Below are 22,996 nucleotides of genomic sequence, written 5' to 3' on the forward strand. Positions count from 1 at the left end.
TTCTCCATCGGCTGTCCGTTTTCAGGCGGGCAGCGCGTTGCGAATGAAGTTTCGCCGATCATCCCTCGACCCCCGGGCGCCGTTTGGCGCGTGCATGTACGGCAGACGCGCTGGCGCGCGCCAGCTCTTGTCCTGCACTAGCATGGCGCGTTCCCGGCCGGCCTCGGCGCGCCGGGCAGCGCGGACGGTCGGCGGCGGCGGTGTGGCGTCAGTCGGGTGAGCGGTTCCGATCCGCTTCGCTTTGCGAGCCGGGCGGCGTGCCCGGTTTGGTGTTCGGCGCCGCGGACGGAGCGGCGTCGGCAATGATCAGCAACCTCGAGGACAGCGCGTCGGGGTGGCCCGGCTTGAACCAGTTCATCTCGGGAATGCGTGAATCGGTCAGGTAGATCGTGCCGTCCGGCCCTTCCGCGAACGTATCCGGCCATCGCAGGCCGGGCTCGTGCAGCAACGTCGTCAATGTCGCGCCGTCCCATACCTTCACCGCGTGTTCTTCGACCGCGGTAATCAGCAGGCGTCCCGTCCGGTCGATGTGCAGCCCGTCGGCGGGGCGATGCTCGAGCACTTTCTGGACGCGGTTGCCGACTTCATCGGTCGCGAGCGTGGTATCGCGAAGCGCTTCGGTGGGCACGCGGTAAAGCGTTTTGCCCTTCACCGCCTGCCAGTACAGATACAGTCCATCGCGAGTGAGCGCGATGCCGTCGGCCGCCAATTCGACGCCGCGTCCATCGGGACGCCGCAATGGTGCGCCGCCAGCATGGACCGTGACGCCCGGATCCGTTTGCGTCGACGGATGCCCGTCGAGCACGCGGCGCGCTTGACCGGTGCCGAGATCGACCACCACGATCGCGCCGCATGTTCCAGAGTCCGTGATGTAGGCGAAACGGCCGTCGGGACTGATGCGCACGTCGTTCAGATAGCTGCCCTGAGACGCGATGTCGAGCGTGAACGCAATGCAGCCGACGACGCTATCCGTCGCAAGATCGATGCGGACCAGTTTAGGGGCACCCGGCACGACGAACGCCTGGGCCGGCGCGCCGGGGTCGAGTACCCACAGGTTGTTTTGGGAATCGCACAGCATCGCCTGCACGCAGACCCAGCGATCCTGCGGGTTCAACTCGTCACGCCTGGCATTGCGCCAGCCGTTCCATCGATCGTCGGGATAAGGACGGACGTCGCCATCGGGCGTGAGTACGCCGACGGAGATCGGCGCGTCTTCTGTCCAGCGCGGGAAGTTGACGAAGATGCGTCCGTCCGCGGCGACGGCGACGCCGGTCACCTGGTGCCCGAACGACGCAATCTCGCGCAGATGCGGCAGCGAGCCGTCGTCACCGGCGCTCGATGCAGGCGCGGCGGTCAGTGGAACCCGATCCGCGGCGGTTGGCGTGGCGGTGTCTTTCATGGGCTGCCTCCGGGACAGGACGGAAATGTCCGTATTCAGTAAAGCGAATGTCGCGTGCAAAGATAAAGTGAATCGTAATCCGCGAATCTTTCGGAAGGTATTCAACGTGAATTGCGGACCGTCCTTTATGCGAATTGTTTGACTTTCGCGCGAGCAGAGAACGGTAGTGCGCGCAATAGGGAAAGCCGAGTTGTCGCGTAGCGCTTGATACGACATGGCGCGCTAAAAGGCCGCGTTGCTACTACGTCATTCAGGGCGAAAAGAATCGCGCCGCGGCGGCGTGCGGAGCCGCCGTACCAAACGGTCCATTTCGGCAACTCTGACTCTCAGGGTTTCTCCTGACTCGCCTTTGGATCCGCCGTGTCACTCGTGCGCTACACCGCTCATTTGCAAAGAAAAAATAATGCCGACGTCAAAGGAATGTGCTAAAAAATAACAATTGCATGCGCAGACAAATAGCCACACCTGCAAGTAAAAATTTCGGCTTTCAATACTCTTAATCGGCCGCGAGGTGGATCATGAGAACAACGACGCTTTGGGGGCTCGGGGTGACGACGGTCGCTTCGGTGCTAACGCTGCAATGTTATCCAGCGTGGGCCGACGGACCCGAAGCAGCGTATGCGTCCGACGACGAGGTGCCGGCCGGCTCGCTCAGTCCGAACGAGTACAAGGTCAATGCGGACGGCATGAAAGAAGATCCGAATGCGAAGATGTCAGACGTGGCCCGCGCGTATCGCAATGGCTATATCAATCGCGGCAAGCAGGATCAGGCCGATTACCAGGCAATGATCGACTCGCACAATCACGGTCAGCGGCAACCGGCCAGGACCGACGTCGCGCGGGTCGACGTGCCGCCGCTGCCGCCGGGCGTTCCTGAAGACGATAACTCGAAGTACACGAGTATTCCGCCGCAGCCTCAGAAGCCGCGGCCGGTCCAATACGCGCAGCGTCAGGTGCCGCAACCGCCGCCGCAACAGCAATATCAGCAGGTGTACCAGCAGCCGCAGTACGCGCCGCCGCCAATGCAATACCAGCAGGCGCCGGCCTACGCGCAGATGCAGCCGGTCTACGACAACCAGCCGGTATACGTGCGGCAGGACTATCCTCAGCCGCCCGTGCAGTACGTGCCGGTTTATCCGCAGGCGCAATACGATGAAATGCCGCAGGTCGTGGAAACGGTGGTTCAACCGGCCGCGCCTGTCGCTTATCAGGTTTATCGTCCGCCGGTCTATTGGGCGCAGCCGCGCGTGTATGCGTATCGCGCACCGGTCTACAGCTATCGTATGTGGCGTTGAGGTATTGCGCGAGTCGTGGCGGCGTTGCGCAGCAATGGACCGCCGCGGCGAATACTCGCACGCATCGATTGATTGGCCGATAGAAAGTACTCAGCCCGCCGCATTCGTGGCGGGCTGAGTACTTTCTTTTATTCGTTTTGCGCTAGTGACCGCTGGCACCTCTCGTGCGCACATTCAGATGGTTATTCACCTGTCTGACTCCGCGCACCGATCTCGCGACACTGCCCGCGCGTTGCACCTGAGCGCGCTGCGGTACCCAACCGGTCAGCGTCACGATACCGCGGCGCGCCTGCACGTGAATCGACGTTGAATGCAGGTTCGGTGTGCGTGCGAGCGCGCGCCGCACGTCGCGCGCGAGCTCGCTATCGGGTCTGTTGCGAGCCGGCGATGCCGCGATGGATTGGCTTTGCGCGGAAGCATCGTTCGGCATGCCGCCACTGGTTTGCGCATTCGCACAGGTCGCAGTGCCGATCGCAATCGCTGCCGCGGCAATGGCGCCAATTAGGGTGCTCGCGCTGTCTTTTCTCACAGGTCCTCCTGTACCACCTGATTGTGGCTCGCCGCGCGGCAGATCGACGTTGCGGCTATTGCGGTTGCCCGTTGCCCAATAGCGCGTCCGTCGTGACGACCGCGCAGTACTCATGATCGAGATTGGCCAGTGACATCGCATGAACGTCGTCGGCGCTGCGCGGCGTTCCGTGCCAGTCGGTCCGTGCAAAAGTGAAACAGCCGTCGGCCACGAGATACGTATCGAAGCCGAGGTTGCCGGCCATCCGCACCGTCGTCTCGACCGAGTTGTTGGTGATGACACCCGCCACGACCAGCGTCGTGTGGCCGGCGGCGCGCAGGCGGTCTTCGAGTCCCGTGCCGATGAACGCGTTATTCGTGCGTTTCGCAATCACCGGTTCGTCGGGCAACGGCACGTTGGACGCCTTGAATTCGTGTCCCGCCTGACCCGGCCGATAGTGCGACCCAGGCTCCGTCGAGTCGTGCCGCACATGCCACACCGGCCAGCCTCGGCTACGCCAATGCGCGAGCAAGCGGCTCACCTGCGTCTCGGCTGCGGGATTGTTGCGCTCGCCCCAGCTCGGATGATCGATCGCGCGTTGCAGATCGATCAACAACAATACGGCGCCGGCGGAAGGAGCGGGAGAGCGCATGGGTCGAATGAGTCTGTGTAGGTGTCGATATGATTCTGGCAGACTTTACCGTATTGGCGCCATCAATAGCCATGTATGATGGCGGGCTCGCGCCCGGCAGGGCGCCCTGCGCGGGCGGCTTGCGCGGATCGCGCGCCGTCTGCCGCGCCCACCGGGCCGCAACGCATCCCTTCACGATGATCCAGAGGAAGACCGCCATGACGGCTGCAACGCAATTCGACCAGGTTTCTGTTGTCAAACGAGCCAACGTGTACTTCGACGGCAAGTGCGTGTCGCACACCGTGCTGTTCGCCGACGGCACGCGCAAGACGCTCGGCGTGATCCTGCCCGGCACGCTGAACTTCGGCACCGACGCGCCGGAGCTGATGGAAGTGCAGGCGGGCAAATGCCGCATCCGTCTCGACGGCAGCGATGAGTGGAAGACCTATGGCGGCGGCGAATCGTTCTCGGTGCCTGGCAAGAGCCGCTTCGATATCGATGTGGTCGAAACGCTGGACTACGTTTGCAGCTATCTGTAAGCGGCTTTAAGGCGCGTGCAGTGGGATAAGAAAGACCTGCTGCAAGCAGCCGGGACGGCTTGGACAATAGGCCCAGACTATCTTTGCTCAGATGTGTTGAAGAGACAGCACGCAAGCATTCGCGAGTGCATGATTGAGCCAGGTACTCAGAATGGGCCGTCCATTACGCTTCGCTTCGACGATGAACCTTACGCTGTCTCTTTCGCCACGATCTCCTCGATCACCTGCACGAATTGCTCGACCGGCTGGCCGCCGGTCACCAGATAGCGGCGGTTGAAAATGATCGAGGGCACCGATTGAATGCCCATTTCCTGATTGTTCTTTTCCGCTTCGCGCACTTCATCGGCATACGCGCCGCTCGTCAGCACGTCGCGCGCTTCGTTGGCGTCGAGTCCTACCGACTGGGCCGCTTCGACCAGCACGTCATGGTTGCCCGGATTCTTGCCGTCGGCATGATACGCGCGCAATAGCGCGAGCTTCAGCGGTAACTGGTGGCCCTTCAGGCCGGCCCAATGCAGCAGGCGGTGCGCGTCGAACGTGTTGTAGGTGCGGATGCGCGGACCGAAATCGAAGCCGACGCTCGCGCCGCGTTCGCGGATCATCGCCTGCGTTTCGGCGATCTGCTCGGCCGTGCGGCCGTATTTCTTGCCGAGATACTCGACGATGTCTTCGCCGTCCGGTCCCATCTGCGGATTCAGTTCGAATGGATGCACGACGATGCGCGCGTCGATTTTGTCCTGAAGCCGCGCGAGCGCGAGCTGCAGCGACGACAGGCCGATCGCGCACCACGGGCAGGCGATGTCGGAAACAAAATCGATGGTGAGCTGCTGTTTCATGGTTGTCCTGGCGGAATGAAGTGCGATGCGGCGGCAGCAAGTGCGGCCGCAACGATACCGACAGCGTAGCGTGAATCGTCCCTCCGTGCAGTGCGGCTGAATTTGACCGCAAGACCCGGAGTGTTTTCCCGCCACCACACTCGTACACTAAGTTCATCGAGCTACCTACTTTGATGGCGCGGGCGACGAGCCCGCGCCGCCCAGTCATCGACGATGAACGCAATCGCTCCCACCCAAACGATCGACCAACGCGTCGACGCACTCGACTGGCCGCGGATCGAACACGATCTCGATCAGTACGGCTGCGCCGCCGTGCCGCAACTGTTGACGCCCCGCGAATGCGACGCGCTGAGCGCGCTCTATACACGCGACGCGCTTTATCGCAGCCGCGTCGTCATGGCGCGCCACGGCTTCGGTCGCGGCGAATACAAGTACTTTGCGTATCCGCTGCCGTCGCTCGTCGGCGGCTTGCGCGGTGCCCTTTATCCGCACCTCGTGCCGGTCGCGAACCGCTGGAACATGGCGATGGGCATCGACGTGCGCTATCCGCCGAAACATGCGGATTTCATTCGACGCTGCCATGACGCCGGCCAGGTGCGTCCGACGCCGCTGATCCTGCAATACGGCGAGGGCGATTTCAACTGCCTGCATCAGGATCTGTACGGCGAACACGTGTTCCCGCTGCAGGTTGCGGTACTGCTGTCGGAGCCGGGGCGCGACTTCACAGGCGGCGAGTTCGTGATGACCGAGCAGCGTCCGCGCATGCAGTCGCGTGCCGAAGTCGTGCCGCTCGCGAAGGGCGACGCGGTCGTGTTCACCGTGAACAGCCGGCCCGTGCAGGGTACGCGCGGGCCGTATCGCGTGAATCTGCGGCACGGCGTGAGCCGCCTGCGCTCGGGACATCGGCATACGGTCGGCATCATCTTTCATGATGCGCTGTGAGGGCCGCTGTCGGCGCAATGGCGCAACACCGCGTGCCGTGAGACGATAACGGCCACGATTCCAGCGATCTGCGGCCATTGTCGTAAGATCCGTCGCCTCGTCCCATGGAAAACCTGCTCAAGAAACTCGATCTGACTTCGCTGCGTCTGTTCGTCGCCGTTTGCCAGGAGCGCAATATCGCGCGCGCGGCGGAGCGCGAGTTCATCGCGTCGTCGGCGGTGAGCCGGCGCATCGCCGAGATCGAGGCGCTGATCGGCCTGCCGGTGATTCAACGGCAGTCGCGCGGCATTACCGTGACGCCGGTCGGCGAGACCGTGCTGCGCTACGCGCTCGCGATCATCGGCAATATAGAGCAGATGAGCGCGGAGTTGTCGCGCTTTTCGACGGGCGTCAAAGGGCGCGTGAGGGTGGTTGCGAATCTGTCGTCGATCGTGCAGTTTCTGCCTGAAGACGTGGCCGCATTCGGCCGCGCGTTCCCGGATGTAGCGATCGAACTCGAAGAAGAAAACAGTGCGGACGTGCTGCGTATCGTCGACGAACACGGCGCGGACTTCGGCATCTGCAATCCGGTTGCTGGCAGCGAGGCGTTCGAGCAGATGCCGTATCGCCAGGACCGGCTCGCGGTGCTCGTGCCGGGTGGGCATCGGCTCGCCAGCGCGGCGCGGGTGAACTTCGACGATCTGTTGCACGACAGCTTCGTCGGCTTGCGCAGCGAAAGCGCGCTTACACGTTTGCTCGCGCAGCAGGCGGCGAGCGCGGGCCAGCAGCTCGACGTGCGGATGCGCGTGAGCAGTCTCGATGCGCTGTGCCGGATGGTGCATGCGGGGCTCGGCATCGCGATCGTGCCCGAGCCGGTCGGCCTGCTCTACGTGAACACGCTCGACGTGCGGCTGCTGCCGCTTGCCGATGCGTGGGCGGAGCGTCATCTGATCATCATCTTCAAGGCGCGCGAGCAGTTGAGCGCGAGCGCGGCCGCGCTGGTGTCGTTCCTCGGCAATCCGCCTTAGACGATTCCACCACCCGCACTGCGCGCCGCGGCTCCGCCATCGAGCATTCGCGAAACGAGACGGCAGCGTTGCCGCACCGGCACTTCGGCATCCGCCTTGCGCACCGTATAGTGAGCGCAAGGAGAATGCAGTGATGAGCGATACGATTCGTTTGGACGGCCGCGTGCTGTACCTGTCGCAAGACCCGGCCGTGATCGAGGCGCAACTGGCCGGCGAAAACTTCACTCGCGACACGGCGGGACCGTTGCGCGACAACGTGTCGACGGACGAGATCACGCCCGTCACCGTAATGCTCACCTACGACGAGCGCCTCGGCCAGTACCCGTACGTCGGCTTCAAGGCCGGCGACCGTCTGCCGATCGGCCGCAATGCGGTGAAGGACGGCGGCTTTCGCGTGACGGTGGCCGGCAAGCGCTACGGCAAGGGCTCGTCGCGAGAATCGAGCCCGCTCGCGGAGTTGTCCGCAGGTATTCGCCTGATCGTTGCCGAGAGCTTCGAGCGTATCTATCAGCAGAACTGCGACAACATCGGCATTCTGACCACGACCGATTTTTCCGTGCTCGATCGCTTGCTTGCAGGCGAAGCGGTGCCGATCGACGAATTCCTGAAAGGCCGCGACTCGCTCACGCAGCAGATCATCCGCAGCGGCGGGCTGCTCGCGTATAGCCGGTTCGCGGAGTGGCCCGCGCCGGGCGAGCGTGCGAGCGATGCCCCGAACGAAGCGCCGGGCGCCGAGCCGAAAACGCTGGTCGAGAAGATCATCGACCGTCATCTGCATCCGGGCACCGCGAGCGCGCAGCGCGGCGACGGCGTGTTCATCGCCGCCGACTGGCGCTTCAGCCATGACTATTTCACCGGCATGTGCGCGCATCTGATGCATCGGGCGTTCGGCAAGCCCGCGCCGCTGCATGCGCCGGATCACATCATCGCGTTCCAGGATCATCTGGTGCTCGCGCCGCAGAGCATCCCTCACGTGCGCGACGGTCTGTTGCCGGGCGTCGCGAATCTGATGGAAGGCCACACGACGTTTTCGCACGACTACCCGGTGCGCTCGCACGGCGCGCTCGATGGTGTGCCCGGCTCCGAGGGCATCTGTCATGCGTTGATGGCCGAGCAATACGCGCTGCCGGGCCAGGTAGCATGCGGTACCGATTCGCACACGCCGCATTCGGGCGCGCTCGGCTGCCTCGCATTTGGCGCGGGCGCGACCGAAATCGCCAATAGCTGGGTCACGGGCTACGTGCGCTGCAAAGTGCCGGAGACGCTGCGCATCGAGATCGACGGCCAGTTGCGCGACGGCGTGACCGCGAAGGACGTCGTGCTGCATCTGCTGCGGATGGAGGCGATTCGCTCGGGCGGCGCGATCGGCCTCGTGTTCGAATACGGCGGCGCGGCGGTGCGCGCGATGTCGATCGACGAACGTGCGACGCTGACCAACATGGTCGCGGAACTCGGCGGCTTCACTGGCATCGTCGAACCGGACGAGCGCACGGTCGCGTTCCTGAAGGAGCGGCGCGGCGTCGATTTCGTGCTGGAAGGCTGGATGAAAAGCGACGCGGACGCGACCTATCGCGACACGATCCATATCGATGCGAACGCGATCGAACCGATGCTCGCGCGTCCGGGCGACCCCGGCAATGGCGTGCCGGCGCCGCGGCTCGAACAGGACGTCGCGATCGATATCGCGTATGGCGGCTCGTGCACCGCGGGCAAGCGCGAGGACTTCGATTTCTATCACGAGGTGCTGCGTTGGGGCGTCGAGCACGGCCTACGGGTGCCCGAGCGCACGCGTTTGTATCTGCAATTCGGCACGATGGCGGTGCGCGCGTATTGCGAGGAGCAGGGCTATCTGCCGGTGTTCGAGCGCGCGGGCGTGACGCTCGTGATGCCTGGCTGCGGCTCGTGCGCAAACTGCGGACCGGGACAATCGGCCAAGCCGAATGACGTGACGATCAGCGCGATCAACCGCAATTTCCCCGGCCGTTCGGGACCTGGCGACGTCTGGCTCGCGAGCCCGTACACGGTCGCGGCGAGCGCGCTGGCCGGAAAAATCACCACGTTCGAACAATTGCAACGCGGGCACGGCTAGAATGCTGGCCGGACTCCGGCCGACCCATCGTGGCGCGTGCGACGCGCGACAGGACGCAAGGCCGGCATCGAACCGGCCGCGGTAAGCGATCAGCCCTGCCGTAAAAGCAGTCGCAACAGAAGGAGACAGACAACATGGCATTCCCCGATCCCGCGGGGTCCGTCGCGCGCAGCGGCGGTACCGTGGCGCAGTCCACTGACGCGGCCGGCAGCGCCGCCCGCAGCACGCCCGCTCAGGCGGCGGGCCACGCATCGCTCGACGCCGGCAGCATTTCGGCGCGCCTCGACCGCTTGCCCGCCACGCGCTCCGTCTGGAAGCTGGTGGTGCTGCTGAGCCTCGGCTTCTTCTTCGAACTCTACGACCTGCTGTACTCCGGCTATATCGCGCCGGGCCTCGTGAAAAGCGGCATGTTGACCGCGACCACGCATGGCCTGTTCGGCTCGACCGGCGTCGCGAGTTTCATCGCCGCGCTGTTTAGCGGCCTGTTTATTGGCACGATCGCGTGCGGTTTCCTCGCGGATCGCTTCGGGCGGCGCGCGGTGTTCACCTGGTCGCTGCTGTGGTACACCGCGGCGAACCTCGTGATGGCGTTTCAGGAGACCGCGACGGGCCTCAATTTCTGGCGCTTCGTCGCCGGTGTCGGCATCGGCGTCGAACTGGTGACGATCGGCACGTACATCTCCGAGCTGGTGCCGAAGCAGATCCGCGGCCGCGCGTTCGCGTGCGAGCAGGCGGTCGGCTTCACGGCCGTGCCGGTGGTCGCGTTTCTATCGTTTCTGCTGGTGCCGCGCACGCTGTTCGGTCTGGACGGCTGGCGCTGGGTCGTGCTGATCGGCGCGCATGGCGCGCTATTCGTCTGGTGGATTCGCCGCGCGTTGCCGGAAAGCCCGCGCTGGCTCGCGCAGCAAGGACGTCTCGCCGAAGCCGACCGCGTGATGAACGCGCTCGAGGCGAAGGTACGTCACGAATATGGCCGCGAGTTGCCGCCGCCGGCGCCGCCGGTGCCGATCCCACCGCGCGGCAGCTTCCGCGACATGTGGGTGCCGCCGTACCGCAGCCGCACGCTGATGATGACGATCTTCAACATCTTCCAGACGGTCGGCTTCTATGGCTTCGCGAACTGGGTGCCGACGCTGCTGATCAAGCAGGGCATCACGATCACGACGAGCCTGATGTATTCGAGCGTGATCGCATTGGCCGCGCCGCTCGGTCCGTTCATCGGGCTGTTTATCGGCGACCGCTTCGAGCGCAAGACGGTAATCGTCGTGATGGCCGGCGTCAATATCGTGTGCGGGTTGTGGTTCAGTCAGGCATCGGGTGCGGTGCTCCTCGTGAGCCTCGGAGTGTGCCTGACGCTGGCCGGCAACATCATTTCGTACAGTTATCACGCGTACCAGGCCGAACTGTTTCCGACCAGCATCCGGGCGCGCGCGGTCGGCTTCGTCTACTCGTGGAGCCGCTTTTCCGCGATTTTCACGGCCTTTCTGATCGCGGCCGTATTGCGCTACTTCGGCACGACCGGCGTGTTCGTGTTCATCGCGGGCGCGATGCTGATCGTGATGCTGGCGATTGGCTTGATGGGGCCGAAGACGAAAGGGCTCGAACTCGAGAAGATATCCGCATAGCGAAGGCCGGCTGTCGAGCCGGCCCGCCGCCATGTGCCGCATTGGCTATGCCCTCAATGGAATGCACGGTCAGAGCGCCGGCCTTCCTGCAAAGCGGGGTCCAGGACTGCTTCAGGTGCCCACAGGACGGATCGACAGCGCGTTCCTGACCGAAGTTACGCCAGGCACCCCTTTCGCCACTTCGGTTGCCCGGTCGCTTTCTGCCTGAAGCGGTACGCTGCCCTGCAGCGTGACAGCACCATCGCGGGCGCGAACTGTGATATTGGCCGTGGAGATGTTCCTGTCTTTCACCAGCGCATTTCGAACCTGACGCTGTAGCGCCCGGTTCGCTGCTTTCATTGACTTGTAATGCGATCGGGCTTCGGGCGTCGTGGTCGGGGCAGACGCAGGGGCGTTAGCGTTGCTCGCCTGCGCATAGGCGTGAATCGAACCCGAAATCAGAAGGGCGGTACCGACCAGTTTGACGGCGTGGATTGCTTTCATGCATCTTCTCCTGTCGTTGCAGATCGTTGGGGCTACAGATTCAGGGATATCAGACACACGCCCCCACAATATTTCTGAGGCGGATCAAATGGCACTATAGGACAATAAAGGGTTAGGTCAAGCAGCAATGCAAACCGGCCAATTGCGCGGACAACCGAAGAAATTACAATACTTCAAATTATGATGGCGCTCTAATTCTGTTGATAGGGTTGCAAATCAAAACCAGGGATTAGTTTTTTTCCGCCTTTAATCACGGATTACCGGTAGCGCGGAGCATGCGATACGCGAGCCGCGGCAACTCGCCCTGCCGCACCTTTGCTGTGCATAACACGCACTCCGATGAAGAGGCCGAGCCCCGTCCATGGTGAAGTAGGCAATTCGTCCATGCTCGCAGCCGCGCGTTCGCCGCCCCGATCAGAACAACTGCTTCTGCCCCGACATCAGCGTCGTGAAATCGTCGCGTAGCAACGGCAGAATCGCGTCGGCAACCGGCTGCAATTGCCGCGTCAGATAGTGCTCGTAGTCGATCGCCGAGCGCAGCGTTTCGAGCGGCTCGGGGCCGGCCACCGTCATCACGTAGCTGATCCAGCCGCCGTTCTGATATTGCAGCGGACGTCCCTGCTGGCGATTGAACTCATCGGCGACGCGTGCCGCGCGCACATGCGGTGGCACGTTGCGCTCGTAAGCGTCGATCGGTCTGCGCAACTGCTTGCGATAGACGAGCTGATCGTCGAGCCGGCCGGCGAGCGTATCGCGCACATAGTCGCGCACGTAATCCTGATACGGCTGCTGCTTGAAGATGCGCCGATACAGTTCCTGCTGAAACTGCTGCGCAAGCGGCGTCCAATCGGTGCGCACGGTTTCGAGCCCTTTGTAGACCACGTCCTCGCGGCCGTCCGGCAATACCATAAGTCCTGCGTAGCGTTTCTTGCTGCCTTCCTCGGCACCGCGCACCGTCGGCATGAAAAAGCGCCGGTAGTGCCGCTCGAATTGCAGTTCCAACGCACTGTCGATACCGAAGCGCGCCTGCAGCTTCTGCCGCCACGCCGCGTTGATATGTTCGACGAGCGCGCGGCCGATGCGCGCGGCGTCTTCCTCGTCATGCGCGTGCCTGAGCCAGACGAAGGTCGAATCGGTGTCGCCGTAAATCACTTCGTAGCCTTGCGCCTCGATCAGCTCGCGTGTCGTGTGCATGATCTCGTGGCCGCGCATCGTGATCGACGACGCAAGCCGCGGATCGAAGAAGCGGCAGCCGGTCGAGCCTAGCACGCCATAGAACGCGTTCATGATGATCTTCAGCGCCTGCGACAGCGGCTTGTTGTGCTCGCGCTTGGCCGCTTCGCGTGCCTGCCACACCTGCGCGACGATCGACGGTAAGCAGTGACGCGTGCGTGAAAAGCGCGCGCCGAGAAAGCCCGGCACCGAGCTCGCGTCGTCGGGATGCAGCATGCCTTCGACCAGACCGAGCGGGTCGATCAGAAACGTGCGGATGATCGACGGATACAGGCTCTTGTAGTCGAGCACGAGCACCGAGTCGTAGAGCCCGGGCCGCGAATCCATCACGAAGCCGCCGGGGCTCGCGGCGCCGGCCACGTCGCCGAGATTCGGCGCGACATAGCCCTGCCGATGCATGCGCGGCATGTACAGATGCGTGAACGCCGCGACCGAGCCGCCGCTGCGATCGGCGGGCAGGCCCGTCACGGTCGCGCGTTCGAGCAGGAACGGCAGCAACTCGGTCTTCGCGAAGATACGCGTGACGAGCTCGCAGTCCTTCAGGTTGTAACGCGCGAGCGCGGGCTTGTCTTCGTCGAAGCGGCGCTGGATTTCGTCCATGCGCTGATACGGATTGTCGATCGCTTTGCCTTCGCCCAGCACCGAGCGCGATACGTATTCGAGGCTGAACGACGGGAAGCTCCACGTCGCCGAACGCAATGCCTCGATGCCGTCGATGACCCAACGACCCGCCACGCCCGCGAAAAAGTGATTGCGCGTGACGCCGTGTTCGCGCCACTCCATCACCGCGCCGCCTCGTCCGATGCGCAGCGGCACGCGATACTGCTCGGCATGTTGTTGCAGTACCTTCAGGTCGAACTGCACGAGGTTCCAGCCGATGATCGCATCGGGATCGTGCCGCTCCATCCACTCGATCAGCTTTTCGAGCAGCCGTGCGCGGGTTTCGCAGTATTCGAGCTTGAAGTCGATGGCGTCGGTGACATTGCCGTTGTTGCCATTCGGCGGCCCGAGCATATACACCTGCCGCTCGCCGCAGCCTTCGAGCGCGATCGAATATAGCTCGGCATGCGCGCTCGTTTCGATGTCGAGCGACACGAGCTTCAACGGCGGACGATAGTCGTTGGACGGTTTGAGTTCGCTGTCGAGCCAGGGGCCATCGAGCCCCGAACCATTCTGCTGCGGCACGCCGCTGAACCACACCGGCGCGGTGATGAAGCGCTCCATCATGTAGCGCTCGGGCGGCTGGATATCGGCTTCGTAGACATCGACACCGCCTTCTCTGAGGCGCTTCTCGAAGCCCTTCAATTGCCGGTATTGCGCGCAGTAAAGCCCGCTGACCGGCCGATGCTGGAAGTCGCGCAATTCGAGCGAACGCAGATCGAGCGGCGCGTCGCGGCGCAGGATCGTTTCGGCGCGTTCGCGATGTTCGGCCGGAATGAAGGCGACGGACGGCTGAGGGCGCAGACGGATGTGGCGCGGCCCGCTGTGCGTGGCCAGCCAGAACTCGATTTCCGTGCCGGCGGGCGTGTCCCGCCAATGTCGGGTCAAAATGAAACCCTGCTCGAACTCAGTCAAACTTCCACCTTTAAAGCGGCGCAATCGCCTTGCGCGATTTTACCGCCGCAGGCAGGGACTGTTGAACGGGCAATGAAAAGGGCGCTTCGTACTGAAGCGCCCCAACCAGCACGGCTTTATCTCTTCAAAGCCGGTTCAGTTCGTTCCCGGTTCGCTCAAGCTTCGAGCGCCAGCGTCGCGAACGTGGCGAGCCAGTGCTCGCCCATGTAGTCGCCGGTCACATGCGGCAGCGCGCTGTGCAGATGACGCTCGGCCGCATCGAACAGCACGGTGCGACGCACGTCGCCGGCGGGCAGCGCGCGCGCGAGCGCACGCTGGCACCACGCGCGGCTCAGATTGAGGCCGTCCAGATGCGCGATCTTGCCGTCGCTGCGATCGGTCACGGTGACGGGCTCGAACAGCGTCGCCGGTTTTTTCGCGCCGAGGTCCGGCAGGAAGCGTCCGAACCAGTCGGCGAACTGCGCCGACGGCAACACACGCCGCATCAACTCCGCTTCCATCAGCGACGGCGACAGGAACTCGTCGCCGGCCGGCTCCCACGCCTGACACGCGACGTCGTCCAGATACCAGCGCTCCGCGGTGCTGACGATCAGCGCCTCGAGCGATTCGCGCGAGGTTTGCCGCGCGAAATCGAGCGTCAGCGCGAGCGCGAACGCCATGTTGAAGTGCGTGCCGACGCGCAGCGGATAGGTTGCTTTCGGCAGGAACTCCTCGAAGCGCTCGACGAACGCCTGAGTGAGCGGCGCGAACGTCTTCGCACAGCGCGCGGCTTCCGAGATTTTCATCGACTGCAACTGCGCGCCGAGCGCGAGCAGCCACGCCCAGCCATACGGCCGCTCGAAGCCGCGGTTGTGCGGCAGCTCCAGATACGCGAGTTCGCCGGCGACGTTCGCCACGGTGAAATGCTCGTCGACCACGGCGATGATGCGCGCGGCCTCGGGCAGATCGGGGAAGCGTTCGAGCAGATGCAGGATCAGCCAGTAACCGTGCACGCACGAATGCCAGTCGTAGCTGCCGTAGAAGATCGGATGCAAGGCGCGCGGACCCTGCACGTCCTGCGGTCCTTCGAGCGAGTGCGTGAGCTTGTTCGGGTATTCGCGCGTGAGGTGGGCGAGTGCGACATTGGCGAATCTGGACGCGAATTCGCGGGTGAGCTGGGTGGTCATCGGCGGTTCCTCAGAAGCGGAATACGAACACGTACGACAGTATGGTGTTGACGATCAGCAATAGTAAAGCGGTCGGCCATTGCGCCTTGATCACGCCGTTCTGGTCCTTCAGTTCGAGCAGCGCGGCGGGGACGATGTTGAAGTTCGCCGCCATCGGCGTCATCAGCGTGCCACAGAAACCAGATTCTTCGTTTCGACGAAAGGCGCGTACTTGAGCGTCAGCGTACCGACCAGCGTGATGAGAGCACGCGGCCGGTGGTGGCTGCATGCAGGCGCGAGATCAGATGCCGCGCCTGTTGCTTCAGACCGTTGCGTTCGAGCAGCGCGATGACCGGCAGCGTGAGCCAGATCAGGCCCATGTAGCGGTGATCCGCGAATGCCTTGCCGAACGCGCTGACGATCGCCACCGTCTACAAGCCGCCGGCTATCCAGGTCGCGACGCCCGCGATCGTCACCACCAGCAGCGCGTTGAAGCGCAATGCGAAGCCGAGTACCACGATCGGCACGCCAATCAAAACCCCCATCCGGCTCTCCTTGCTTCGTTTCCCCGACGCATGGCGACGGAATCTAACACGAGACTTTATTGATAAATAATCGATAAAATATACTTATCGGGTAAACGCCGAGAAAGTGGCAGCGTGTGCGGGAAACGATCAACCCGCGGTCATACCCTCCGCCGTCAACTGCCGCAACTGCTCCAGCAGCTTGACCGCCGGGCTCGGCAGAATCCCCTGGCGCCGCCGGAACGCGGTCAACGTGCGCCGCCCGACCACGCCTGGGACGCCGAGCGTATCGAACACGCCGGCCTTGCTTTCGGTCACGTACATCGTCGACGCCATCCAGCTCAGAAAGCCCGAACGCGCGACCAGGCTCTTCAGCGCCGTGACCGAGCGCGTTTCGACGACGACGTTCGGCAGTCCCAGCCCGCGCTCGGCAAACACACTCTGCATGTGCTCGAACGGGCCGGTGCCGCGTGGCGGAATCGCCCAGCGTTCGCCCAGCGTGTCGGCGAGCGTGAGGTCAGGCTTGCGCCGCAGCGGATGATCGAGCGCGGCGACCACGTAGCTCGCGTCTTCCCAGCGGCAATCGGCGATCGCGGTGATCTCGTCGGTATCGGGCACGGCCATGCTGAGCGCGAGATCGATCTGACGTTTGACGAGCGCATCGGCGAGCCGGTCCCACACGCCCTCGATGATCTCCACGCGCAGGTTCGGCCACTTCGTCAACACGCCGCTCACCGCGAGCGGCAGCACGAGGCTCGCGATGCTGCCGACCGCGCCGACGCGGATCGTGCCGCGCGCGAGGCCGCGCATCGCGTCGATTTCCTCGCGCGCCTGTTCGGCTTCGCGTTGCAACAGGATCGCGTGCGGCAGCAGTGCCTCGCCGACCGCGGTCAAATGCATGCCGCGCGAATGCCGCTCGAACAGCGGCGCGCCGACCTGTTCCTCGAGACGGCGGATGGTCCGGCTCAAGGCCGGCTGTGTGATGTGCAGCGCTTCGGCGGCGCGTCCGAGGCTGCCGCTCTCGACGATCACCGCGAACGCCTGCAGTTGTTGCAGGTTGTAAGTCATGCCGAAAGGTAATGCCTTTTTGCGAATTGGGCAATTTTCGGCTACCCCGGCGGCCGTGATAATGGCCATTCGATTTTTCGCGCTCACCAGACAGGAGACTTCGCATGACAAGCAGCGCGCCGCAGCAGAATCAGGCACACGCAAAAGAACAGAGCACGCCGTGGACCGTACGCGACGCGGTCATCGACTTCGCGCGCCGCGTCGGCATGACGTCGATCTTCGCGAACCCGGGCTCGACCGAGCTGCCGATGTTCCGCGATTTCCCCGCGGATTTCCGCTACGTGCTCGGTCTTCAGGAAGCGGTCGTGGTCGGCATGGCAGACGGCTACGCGCAGACCACCGGCAACGCGGCGCTCGTGAATCTGCATTCGGCGGCGGGTGTCGGCAATGCGATGGGCAATATCTTCACGGCGTTTCGCAACCGCACGCCGCTCGTCGTCACCGCGGGTCAGCAGGCCCGCTCGATCCTGCCGTTCGAACCGTTCCTCGCCGCGACCCAGGCCACCGAATTGCCGAAGCCCTACGTGAAGTGGAGCATCGAGCCGGCTCGCGCGCAGGATGTGCCGCTCGCGATCGCGCGTGCGTACGCGATCGCGATGCAGGAGCCGCGCGGCCCGGTGTTCGTGTCGATTCCCGCCGACGACTGGGATCAGCCTGCCGAGCGCGTGGCCGACCGAGAGGTCGCGCACATCATGCGACCCGATCCGGCGATGCTCGAACGCATCGGCACGGTGCTCGACGCGTGCGAGCGGCCCGCGTTCGTGGTCGGTGGCGCGGTCGATCGCGCGGACGCGGCGGCTGAAGTCGTGCGCCTCGCGGAGCGGCATTCCGCGCGCGTCTACGTCGCGCCGATGACAGGACGTTGCAGCTTCCCCGAAACGCACCGCCTGTTCGCGGGCTTTTTGCCGGCGCTGCGTGAGCGCATCGTCGAGTTGCTCGGCGCGCACGACGCGATCTTCGTGATCGGCGCGCCAGCGTTCACGTATCACGTCGAAGGCAATGGTCCGCATGTGCCGCCGGGCTCGCGGCTGTGTCAGTTGATCGACGATCCGGGCATTGCCGCATGGACGCCGCAGGGCATCGCCGCGGTCGGCAACGTGCGGCTCGGCGTGCAGGATCTGCTCGCGCGCGCCGCGCCCAAAGCGCGCGAGTTGCCCGCGCCGCGCGCGGTGGCGCCGCGAGCGCTGCCGCCCGCGCGGGGCGAGCGGATGTCGGTCGCGTTCGCGTTGCAGACACTCGCCGAAGTGCGCGATCCCGATGGCATCGTCGTCGAGGAAGCGCCGAGCTCGCGGCCCATCATGCAGACCTATCTGCCCATCGCGCGCGCCGGCACGTTCCTGACGATGGACAGCGGCGGCCTCGGCTACGGCATGCCGGCGGCGCTCGGCGTTGCGCTTGCGCGGCCGGGCGAGCGCGTGATCGCGCTGATCGGCGACGGTTCGAGCATGTACTCGATTCAGGCGATCTGGAGCGCGGTGCAGATGCAGCTACCGATCACATTCGTGATCCTGAACAACACGCGCTACGCGGCGCTGCAGGATTTCGCGCCGGTGTTCGGTTTCGCGCCTGGCGAGACCGTGCAGGGCACGGACCTGCCGGGCCTCGACTTCGTGACGATCGCGGCGGGCATGGGTTGCCCTGGCGCGCGCGTCAGCGAGGCGGCTGAACTTGCCGACGTGTTGCGTCGCGCGCTGACCGAAGGTGACGTGAAAAGCGGTCCCACGCTCGTCGAAGCGATCGTCGCGTAACTGCGCTTCCCATTCACGAAAAGGAGAGAGACCTACGATGAAAAACGTATCGATGCTGATCGGCGGCGAGCAGACACAGGCGCGCAACGGCGCGAGCTTCGAGCGCCGCAGTCCGCTCGACGGCGAAGTCGCGACGCGCGCGCCGGCCGCGACCGTCGAAGATGCCGTGGCCGCCGTCGATGCCGCCGCGGCCGCCTTTCCGGTGTGGTCCGCGCTCGGACCGAGCGAGCGCCGCGCGCTGCTGACGAAGGCCGCGCACGCGCTCGAAGCGAAGGCCGACGCCTTCGCGGCCGCGATGGCCGCCGAGACCGGCGCGTCGGGCATCTGGGCCGGCTTCAACGTGCATCTCGCGGCGGCCGGGCTGATCGAGGCCGCCGCGCTGACCACGCAGATCGCCGGCGAACTGATCCCATCCGACGTCCCCGGCAGTCTCGCGATGGGCGTGCGCCAGCCCGCGGGCGTCGTGCTCGGCATCGCGCCGTGGAACGCGCCGGTGATACTCGCGGTGCGCGCGATCGCGCTGCCGCTCGCGTGCGGCAACACGGTCGTGCTGAAGGGCTCGGAGATCTGCCCGGCCACGCACGGTCTCATCATCGAGGCGATGCAGGAGGCGGGTCTGCCACGCGGCACCGTGAACTTCGTGACCAATGCGCCGGCCGACGCCGCGCGCATCGTCGACGCGATGATCGGACACCCGGCCGTGCGTCGCGTGAACTTCACGGGCTCGACGCGCGTGGGCCGCCTGATCGCCGAAACGTGCGCGCGCAATCTGAAGCCCTGCGTGCTCGAACTAGGCGGCAAGGCGCCGCTCGTCGTGCTCGACGACGCCGACATCGGCGCCGCGGTCGATGCGGCCGTGTTCGGCGCGTTCGCGAACTCCGGGCAGATCTGCATGTCGACCGAGCGGATCATCGTCGACGATAGCATCGCCGATGCGTTCGTCGAGCGGCTCGCCGCGCGCTCGCGAGCGCTGCCACTCGGCGATCCGCGCAAGGGGCCGGTCGTGCTCGGCTCGGTAGTCGACATGAGCACGGTCGAGCGCTGCAACGCGCTGATCGACGACGCGCTCGCCAAAGGCGCGACGCTCGTGTGCGGCGGCAAGAGCGAAACCACGCTGATGCCCGCGACGCTGCTCGATCGAGTGACGCCGGACATGCGCATCTATCACGACGAATCGTTCGGGCCGGTCAAGCCGATCGTGCGCGTGCGTGGCGAGGAAGCCGCAATCGCGTGTGCGAACGACAACGAATACGGCCTGTCGGCGGCGGTGTTCAGCCGCGACACGGCGCGCGCGCTGAACGTCGCTAAATGCATCGAGTCGGGCATTTGTCACGTGAACGGCCCGACCGTGCACGACGAAGCACAAATGCCGTTCGGCGGCGTGAAGGCGAGTGGCTTCGGCCGCTTCGGCGGCAAGGCGGGGATCGCGGAATTCACCGATCTGCGCTGGGTCACGCTGCAAACGACGCCGCGTCACTATCCGTTCTGACGAAGAGCGTCGCGATGGGCTCGCTGTTCGGCGGCCAACTCGCCGAAGCGGGCCATCGCGTCGCACCGTACTGCCGACAGCAAAAAAAATCGAACAACGCGCGTGCAGCGCAAACAACGGAGACAGGCTCATGAGTTTCGTTCCTCCTGCTTCGGCCGCGGCCTCGACCGCGACCGCGCGCGACGACGCGGCGCTCGCCGGCATCGCGCGCGGCGGCAACACGGTCGACATCGGTCATGCACTCGACGACGGCCCCTACACGTTGCTGCAGAAAATCGCGGTGGTGCTCGCGGCGCTGTCGATCGTCGTCGACGGTTTCGACAGCCAGCTGATCGGCTTCGCGATTCCGATGCTGACCAAGGAGTGGGGCATCACGCGCAACGCATTTGCGCCGGTGGTTGCGTCGGGGCTGGTCGGCATGGGTATCGGCAGCGCGTTCGCGGGGCTGTTCGCCGATCGCTTCGGCCGCCGCTGGGCCGTGATCGGCAGCGTGTTCGTGTTCGGCCTGGCGACCTGCGCGATCAGTCTCGCGCCGAACGTCGCGGCCATTGCGGCGCTGCGCTTTATCGCGGGGCTCGGCATCGGCGGCGTGCTGCCGACGTCGACGACGCTGACCGCCGAGTTCACGCCCGCGCGTTTTCGTACCTTCGCGGTGACGGCGACCATTCTGTGCGTGCCGCTGGGCGGTATGGTCGCCGGATTGTTCGCCGGCCAGATGCTGCCGGTTTATGGCTGGCGCGGTCTGTTCGTCGCGGGTGGTGTGCTGCCGCTCGTGCTCGCCCTCGTCCTGCTCGCGGCGCTGCCGGAATCGCCGCGTTTTCTGGCACGCCGTCCGCATCGCTGGCCCGAACTCGTGAAGCTGTTGCGGCGCATGGCGCGCGACGTGTCGGCCGATGCGAGCTTCACCGATGTGCGCGAACAAAGCGCTGAGAAACACGTCGGCTTTGCCGCGCTGTTCCGCGATGGCCGTTCGCGCGACACCGTCGCGATCTGGGGCGCGTTCTTCATGTGCCTGCTCGCGGTGTATGCGGCGTTCAGCTGGCTGCCGTCGATGCTGACGAGTGAGGGCTTGAGCGTGTCGCTCGCGGGCTATGGCCTGAGCGCGTACAACCTCGGCGGCGTAATCGGCGCGGTGCTGTGCGCGCTGGCGATCGGGCGCTACGGCTCGCGCTGGCCGCTGCTGCTGTGCTGCGCGGGCGGCGTCGCGAGTGCGTGGATGCTGCTCGGCGTCGGCGCGACCCAGCATACGGCGTTGATGATCGTCGGTCTCGGCTTGCACGGGCTGTTCGTCAATGCGGTGCAATCGACGATGTACGCGCTGTGCGCATACGTCTATCCGACCAGCGTGCGGGCGACGGGCACCGCGTCGGCACTCGCGTTCGGCCGCGTCGGCGCGATTCTGAGCGCATTCGCCGGTGCCGCGGTGATCACGGCCGGTGGCGCTTCGGGCTATCTGCTGATGCTCGGTATCGCAATGGTCATCGTGCTGATCGCGCTGGCGGTGGTGCAGCGGCATATTCCGCGTCGCGGCGCCGCGAGCGCGCGCTGATCGACGCGACGTCTCTCGCGGTGCATTCGTATCGCGAGGGACTTTTGCGCGCGATCTGGTTTTCCCCTTTGCAAGAACCTGTTTCTCGCGCATCGCGGCGGTTTCCACTTGCCCCCATGCACGAGCGACGCTATCAACCTCGCTGAATATAAACGGGCAACGCCACTGCATTCGCCGCCGGATCGCCGGCCGCATTGGTCGGCAAATACTGTGTCTGAAACGCGGTAAACATCGCGGCAAACCCATCGGCGCGCTGCACGATCACCGCGCCGTCCTGGAACGCGCCGTTTTCGTTGTAATGCGGGCCGCGCGGATTGCCCTGATTCATGTGAGTCTCGTGAAGACCGTCCTTCTTCGGCAGAAACAGAAAGCCGAACCCATAGACCACGATGCCCGCGGTGGTCGGTGTCCAGAAATCGCGGTTGTGCAACTGGCCGCTGCCGTTGTCGTAGGGCAGACTTTTCGACGGTTTGCTTTCGTCGATGGTGAGGATTTCGTCGATGATGTCGTTGACGTCGGCGCGGTTGCCGTTTTGATCCTCGTAGGGGACCGGCCGCATGCGGTGAATGTCGAGCAGGCTGCTGTCCTGGAAGTAATCGAGCCGTGGAAAGCCGCTCGTGTAGAGGCCGAGGTTCAGGGGCTGCAGTTTCGCGGTGAGTGGATCGGCGAAGTTCAGATCAGCATAGAAGTACACGTTGTCGTTACCGCTTGCGCCCGGTTGCGTCGACGCCGAATTGACGACGATGTTGAATGGCGTGTTGTCGTTGCCAGTCACCGTGATCACATAGTGCGGACTGCCTATATAAGAATCTTTGAAAGGCGCCGCGCGCAGCAGTTTTCCCTTGAACATGCAGTATTCGTTCATGACGGAATGACCTTCTCGAAGTTGACGAACGGAAAGCGACATATCCAAGCATACGGTGCTACACGTCGATAAACAACCGCGCCCGCTGTCATACGCTTGCAATGTTTTTATCCCAACGCTATTGCGGTGGGCGAGCAATGGTCATCACGCGTGGCGCTACGGGTTGGAGACGCACAAGGACAAGGCGTGGCATTTCCTCGCGTCGGACGACGGCTGACGGCCAGGCGGCCGTCGAACAGATCAACGAGGGGTGCTCGACGGAACGAAGTCGCCCGGTCAATGCGCCCGCGATCGGCGACCTGTTCGATCTTTTCGACTTCGACCGGGACTCCGACACGCACGGGCATCATGACGGGTCGCACCCGGACCATGATGCAGGCAACGGCGGTAAGGGCTGGTGGCCTTTCTGACCATAACCTGGAAAGCTCGCGCGACCGGTACAACGT

The 22,996-nt window shown here is 64.4% G+C and carries 18 protein-coding genes and 2 pseudogenes; 9 read left to right on the forward strand and 11 right to left on the reverse strand.

The window, feature by feature from the left end:
* Nucleotides 1-208: 208 nt before the first annotated feature.
* Nucleotides 209-1,399 (reverse strand): L-dopachrome tautomerase-related protein, encoded by a 1,191-nt coding sequence (locus OKW37_RS27805; protein ID WP_429402816.1) that lies wholly within the window; start codon nt 1,397-1,399, stop codon nt 209-211.
* A gap of 518 nt (nt 1,400-1,917) precedes the next feature.
* Between OKW37_RS27805 and OKW37_RS27810 the strand changes: the two genes are divergently transcribed.
* A complete protein-coding gene (locus OKW37_RS27810) occupies nt 1,918-2,694 on the forward strand; it encodes a hypothetical protein (RefSeq protein WP_035471695.1) in 777 nt (258 codons plus the stop codon).
* 142 nt (nt 2,695-2,836) lie between these two features.
* Here the strand turns inward: OKW37_RS27810 and OKW37_RS27815 are convergent, their stop codons facing one another.
* A complete protein-coding gene (locus OKW37_RS27815; protein ID WP_090806852.1) occupies nt 2,837-3,223 on the reverse strand; it encodes a BON domain-containing protein in 387 nt (128 codons plus the stop codon).
* Nucleotides 3,224-3,278: 55 nt separating this feature from the next.
* Nucleotides 3,279-3,821 (reverse strand): cysteine hydrolase family protein, encoded by a 543-nt coding sequence (locus OKW37_RS27820; protein ID WP_429402817.1) that lies wholly within the window; start codon nt 3,819-3,821, stop codon nt 3,279-3,281.
* Nucleotides 3,822-4,051: 230 nt separating this feature from the next.
* Here OKW37_RS27820 and OKW37_RS27825 point away from each other — a divergent pair, with 230 nt between their 5' ends.
* Entirely contained in the window at nt 4,052-4,372 is a 321-nt protein-coding gene (locus OKW37_RS27825) for a pyrimidine/purine nucleoside phosphorylase (RefSeq protein WP_429402818.1), read from the forward strand.
* A gap of 188 nt (nt 4,373-4,560) precedes the next feature.
* On the opposite strand, the gene OKW37_RS27830 is transcribed toward OKW37_RS27825, so the two are convergent.
* Nucleotides 4,561-5,208: a DsbA family oxidoreductase gene (locus OKW37_RS27830; protein WP_429402819.1), complete on the reverse strand. Its 648-nt coding sequence runs from the start codon at nt 5,206-5,208 to the stop codon at nt 4,561-4,563.
* Between the two features lie 213 nt (nt 5,209-5,421).
* Between OKW37_RS27830 and OKW37_RS27835 the strand changes: the two genes are divergently transcribed.
* The 4 genes from OKW37_RS27835 to OKW37_RS27850 all read left to right on the forward strand — a co-directional run bounded on the left by OKW37_RS27835 (nt 5,422) and on the right by OKW37_RS27850 (nt 10,871).
* Nucleotides 5,422-6,150 carry a 2OG-Fe(II) oxygenase gene (locus OKW37_RS27835; protein WP_184064427.1) on the forward strand — a complete coding sequence of 243 codons (729 nt, stop codon included), beginning with the start codon at nt 5,422-5,424 and terminating at the stop codon, nt 6,148-6,150.
* Between the two features lie 104 nt (nt 6,151-6,254).
* Nucleotides 6,255-7,157: a LysR family transcriptional regulator gene (locus tag OKW37_RS27840; protein WP_429402820.1), complete on the forward strand. Its 903-nt coding sequence runs from the start codon at nt 6,255-6,257 to the stop codon at nt 7,155-7,157.
* A 133-nt stretch (nt 7,158-7,290) separates the two neighbouring features.
* Nucleotides 7,291-9,246, forward strand: coding sequence for an aconitase family protein (locus OKW37_RS27845; protein WP_429402821.1), 1,956 nt, complete (start codon nt 7,291-7,293; stop codon nt 9,244-9,246).
* Between the two features lie 134 nt (nt 9,247-9,380).
* Nucleotides 9,381-10,871: an MFS transporter gene (locus OKW37_RS27850; protein ID WP_429402822.1), complete on the forward strand. Its 1,491-nt coding sequence runs from the start codon at nt 9,381-9,383 to the stop codon at nt 10,869-10,871.
* Between the two features lie 111 nt (nt 10,872-10,982).
* Here OKW37_RS27850 and OKW37_RS27855 read toward each other — a convergent pair whose 3' ends face one another.
* From OKW37_RS27855 to OKW37_RS27880, 6 genes and pseudogenes are all read right to left on the reverse strand, one after another.
* The gene (locus OKW37_RS27855; protein ID WP_184064654.1) at nt 10,983-11,354 is read right to left on the reverse strand and encodes a BON domain-containing protein; all 372 of its coding nucleotides are present in this window, start codon (nt 11,352-11,354) and stop codon (nt 10,983-10,985) included.
* 414 nt (nt 11,355-11,768) lie between these two features.
* Nucleotides 11,769-14,162 carry a DNA polymerase II gene (locus tag OKW37_RS27860; protein WP_429509980.1) on the reverse strand — a complete coding sequence of 798 codons (2,394 nt, stop codon included), beginning with the start codon at nt 14,160-14,162 and terminating at the stop codon, nt 11,769-11,771.
* Nucleotides 14,163-14,317: 155 nt separating this feature from the next.
* Complete coding sequence (locus tag OKW37_RS27865) at nt 14,318-15,328, reverse strand: DUF2891 domain-containing protein (protein WP_429402823.1); 1,011 nt, start codon at nt 15,326-15,328, stop codon at nt 14,318-14,320.
* 10 nt (nt 15,329-15,338) lie between these two features.
* Nucleotides 15,339-15,512, reverse strand: a pseudogene (locus tag OKW37_RS27870) (5-oxoproline transporter, DUF979 family subunit); the annotation flags it as partial.
* Nucleotides 15,513-15,570: 58 nt separating this feature from the next.
* Nucleotides 15,571-15,852 (reverse strand): annotated as a pseudogene (locus OKW37_RS27875) (5-oxoproline transporter, DUF969 family subunit); the annotation flags it as partial.
* Nucleotides 15,853-15,981: 129 nt separating this feature from the next.
* Nucleotides 15,982-16,899: a LysR family transcriptional regulator gene (locus OKW37_RS27880; protein WP_184054335.1), complete on the reverse strand. Its 918-nt coding sequence runs from the start codon at nt 16,897-16,899 to the stop codon at nt 15,982-15,984.
* A 104-nt stretch (nt 16,900-17,003) separates the two neighbouring features.
* Between OKW37_RS27880 and mdlC the strand changes: the two genes are divergently transcribed.
* From mdlC to OKW37_RS27895, 3 genes are all read left to right on the forward strand, one after another.
* Entirely contained in the window at nt 17,004-18,647 is a 1,644-nt protein-coding gene (gene mdlC, locus OKW37_RS27885) for a benzoylformate decarboxylase (RefSeq protein ID WP_429402824.1), read from the forward strand.
* A 37-nt stretch (nt 18,648-18,684) separates the two neighbouring features.
* On the forward strand, nt 18,685-20,136 hold the full coding sequence (locus tag OKW37_RS27890; protein ID WP_429402825.1) for an aldehyde dehydrogenase: 1,452 nt from the start codon (nt 18,685-18,687) through the stop codon (nt 20,134-20,136).
* A 130-nt stretch (nt 20,137-20,266) separates the two neighbouring features.
* A complete protein-coding gene (locus tag OKW37_RS27895; protein WP_429402826.1) occupies nt 20,267-21,685 on the forward strand; it encodes an MFS transporter in 1,419 nt (472 codons plus the stop codon).
* A 133-nt stretch (nt 21,686-21,818) separates the two neighbouring features.
* Here the strand turns inward: OKW37_RS27895 and OKW37_RS27900 are convergent, their stop codons facing one another.
* The gene (locus OKW37_RS27900; protein WP_429353306.1) at nt 21,819-22,550 is read right to left on the reverse strand and encodes a DUF2278 family protein; all 732 of its coding nucleotides are present in this window, start codon (nt 22,548-22,550) and stop codon (nt 21,819-21,821) included.
* Nucleotides 22,551-22,996: the final 446 nt, after the last annotated feature.

This window comes from Paraburkholderia sp. MM5482-R2, from assembly GCF_050436125.1.
Lineage (GTDB): Bacteria > Pseudomonadota > Gammaproteobacteria > Burkholderiales > Burkholderiaceae > Paraburkholderia > Paraburkholderia tuberum.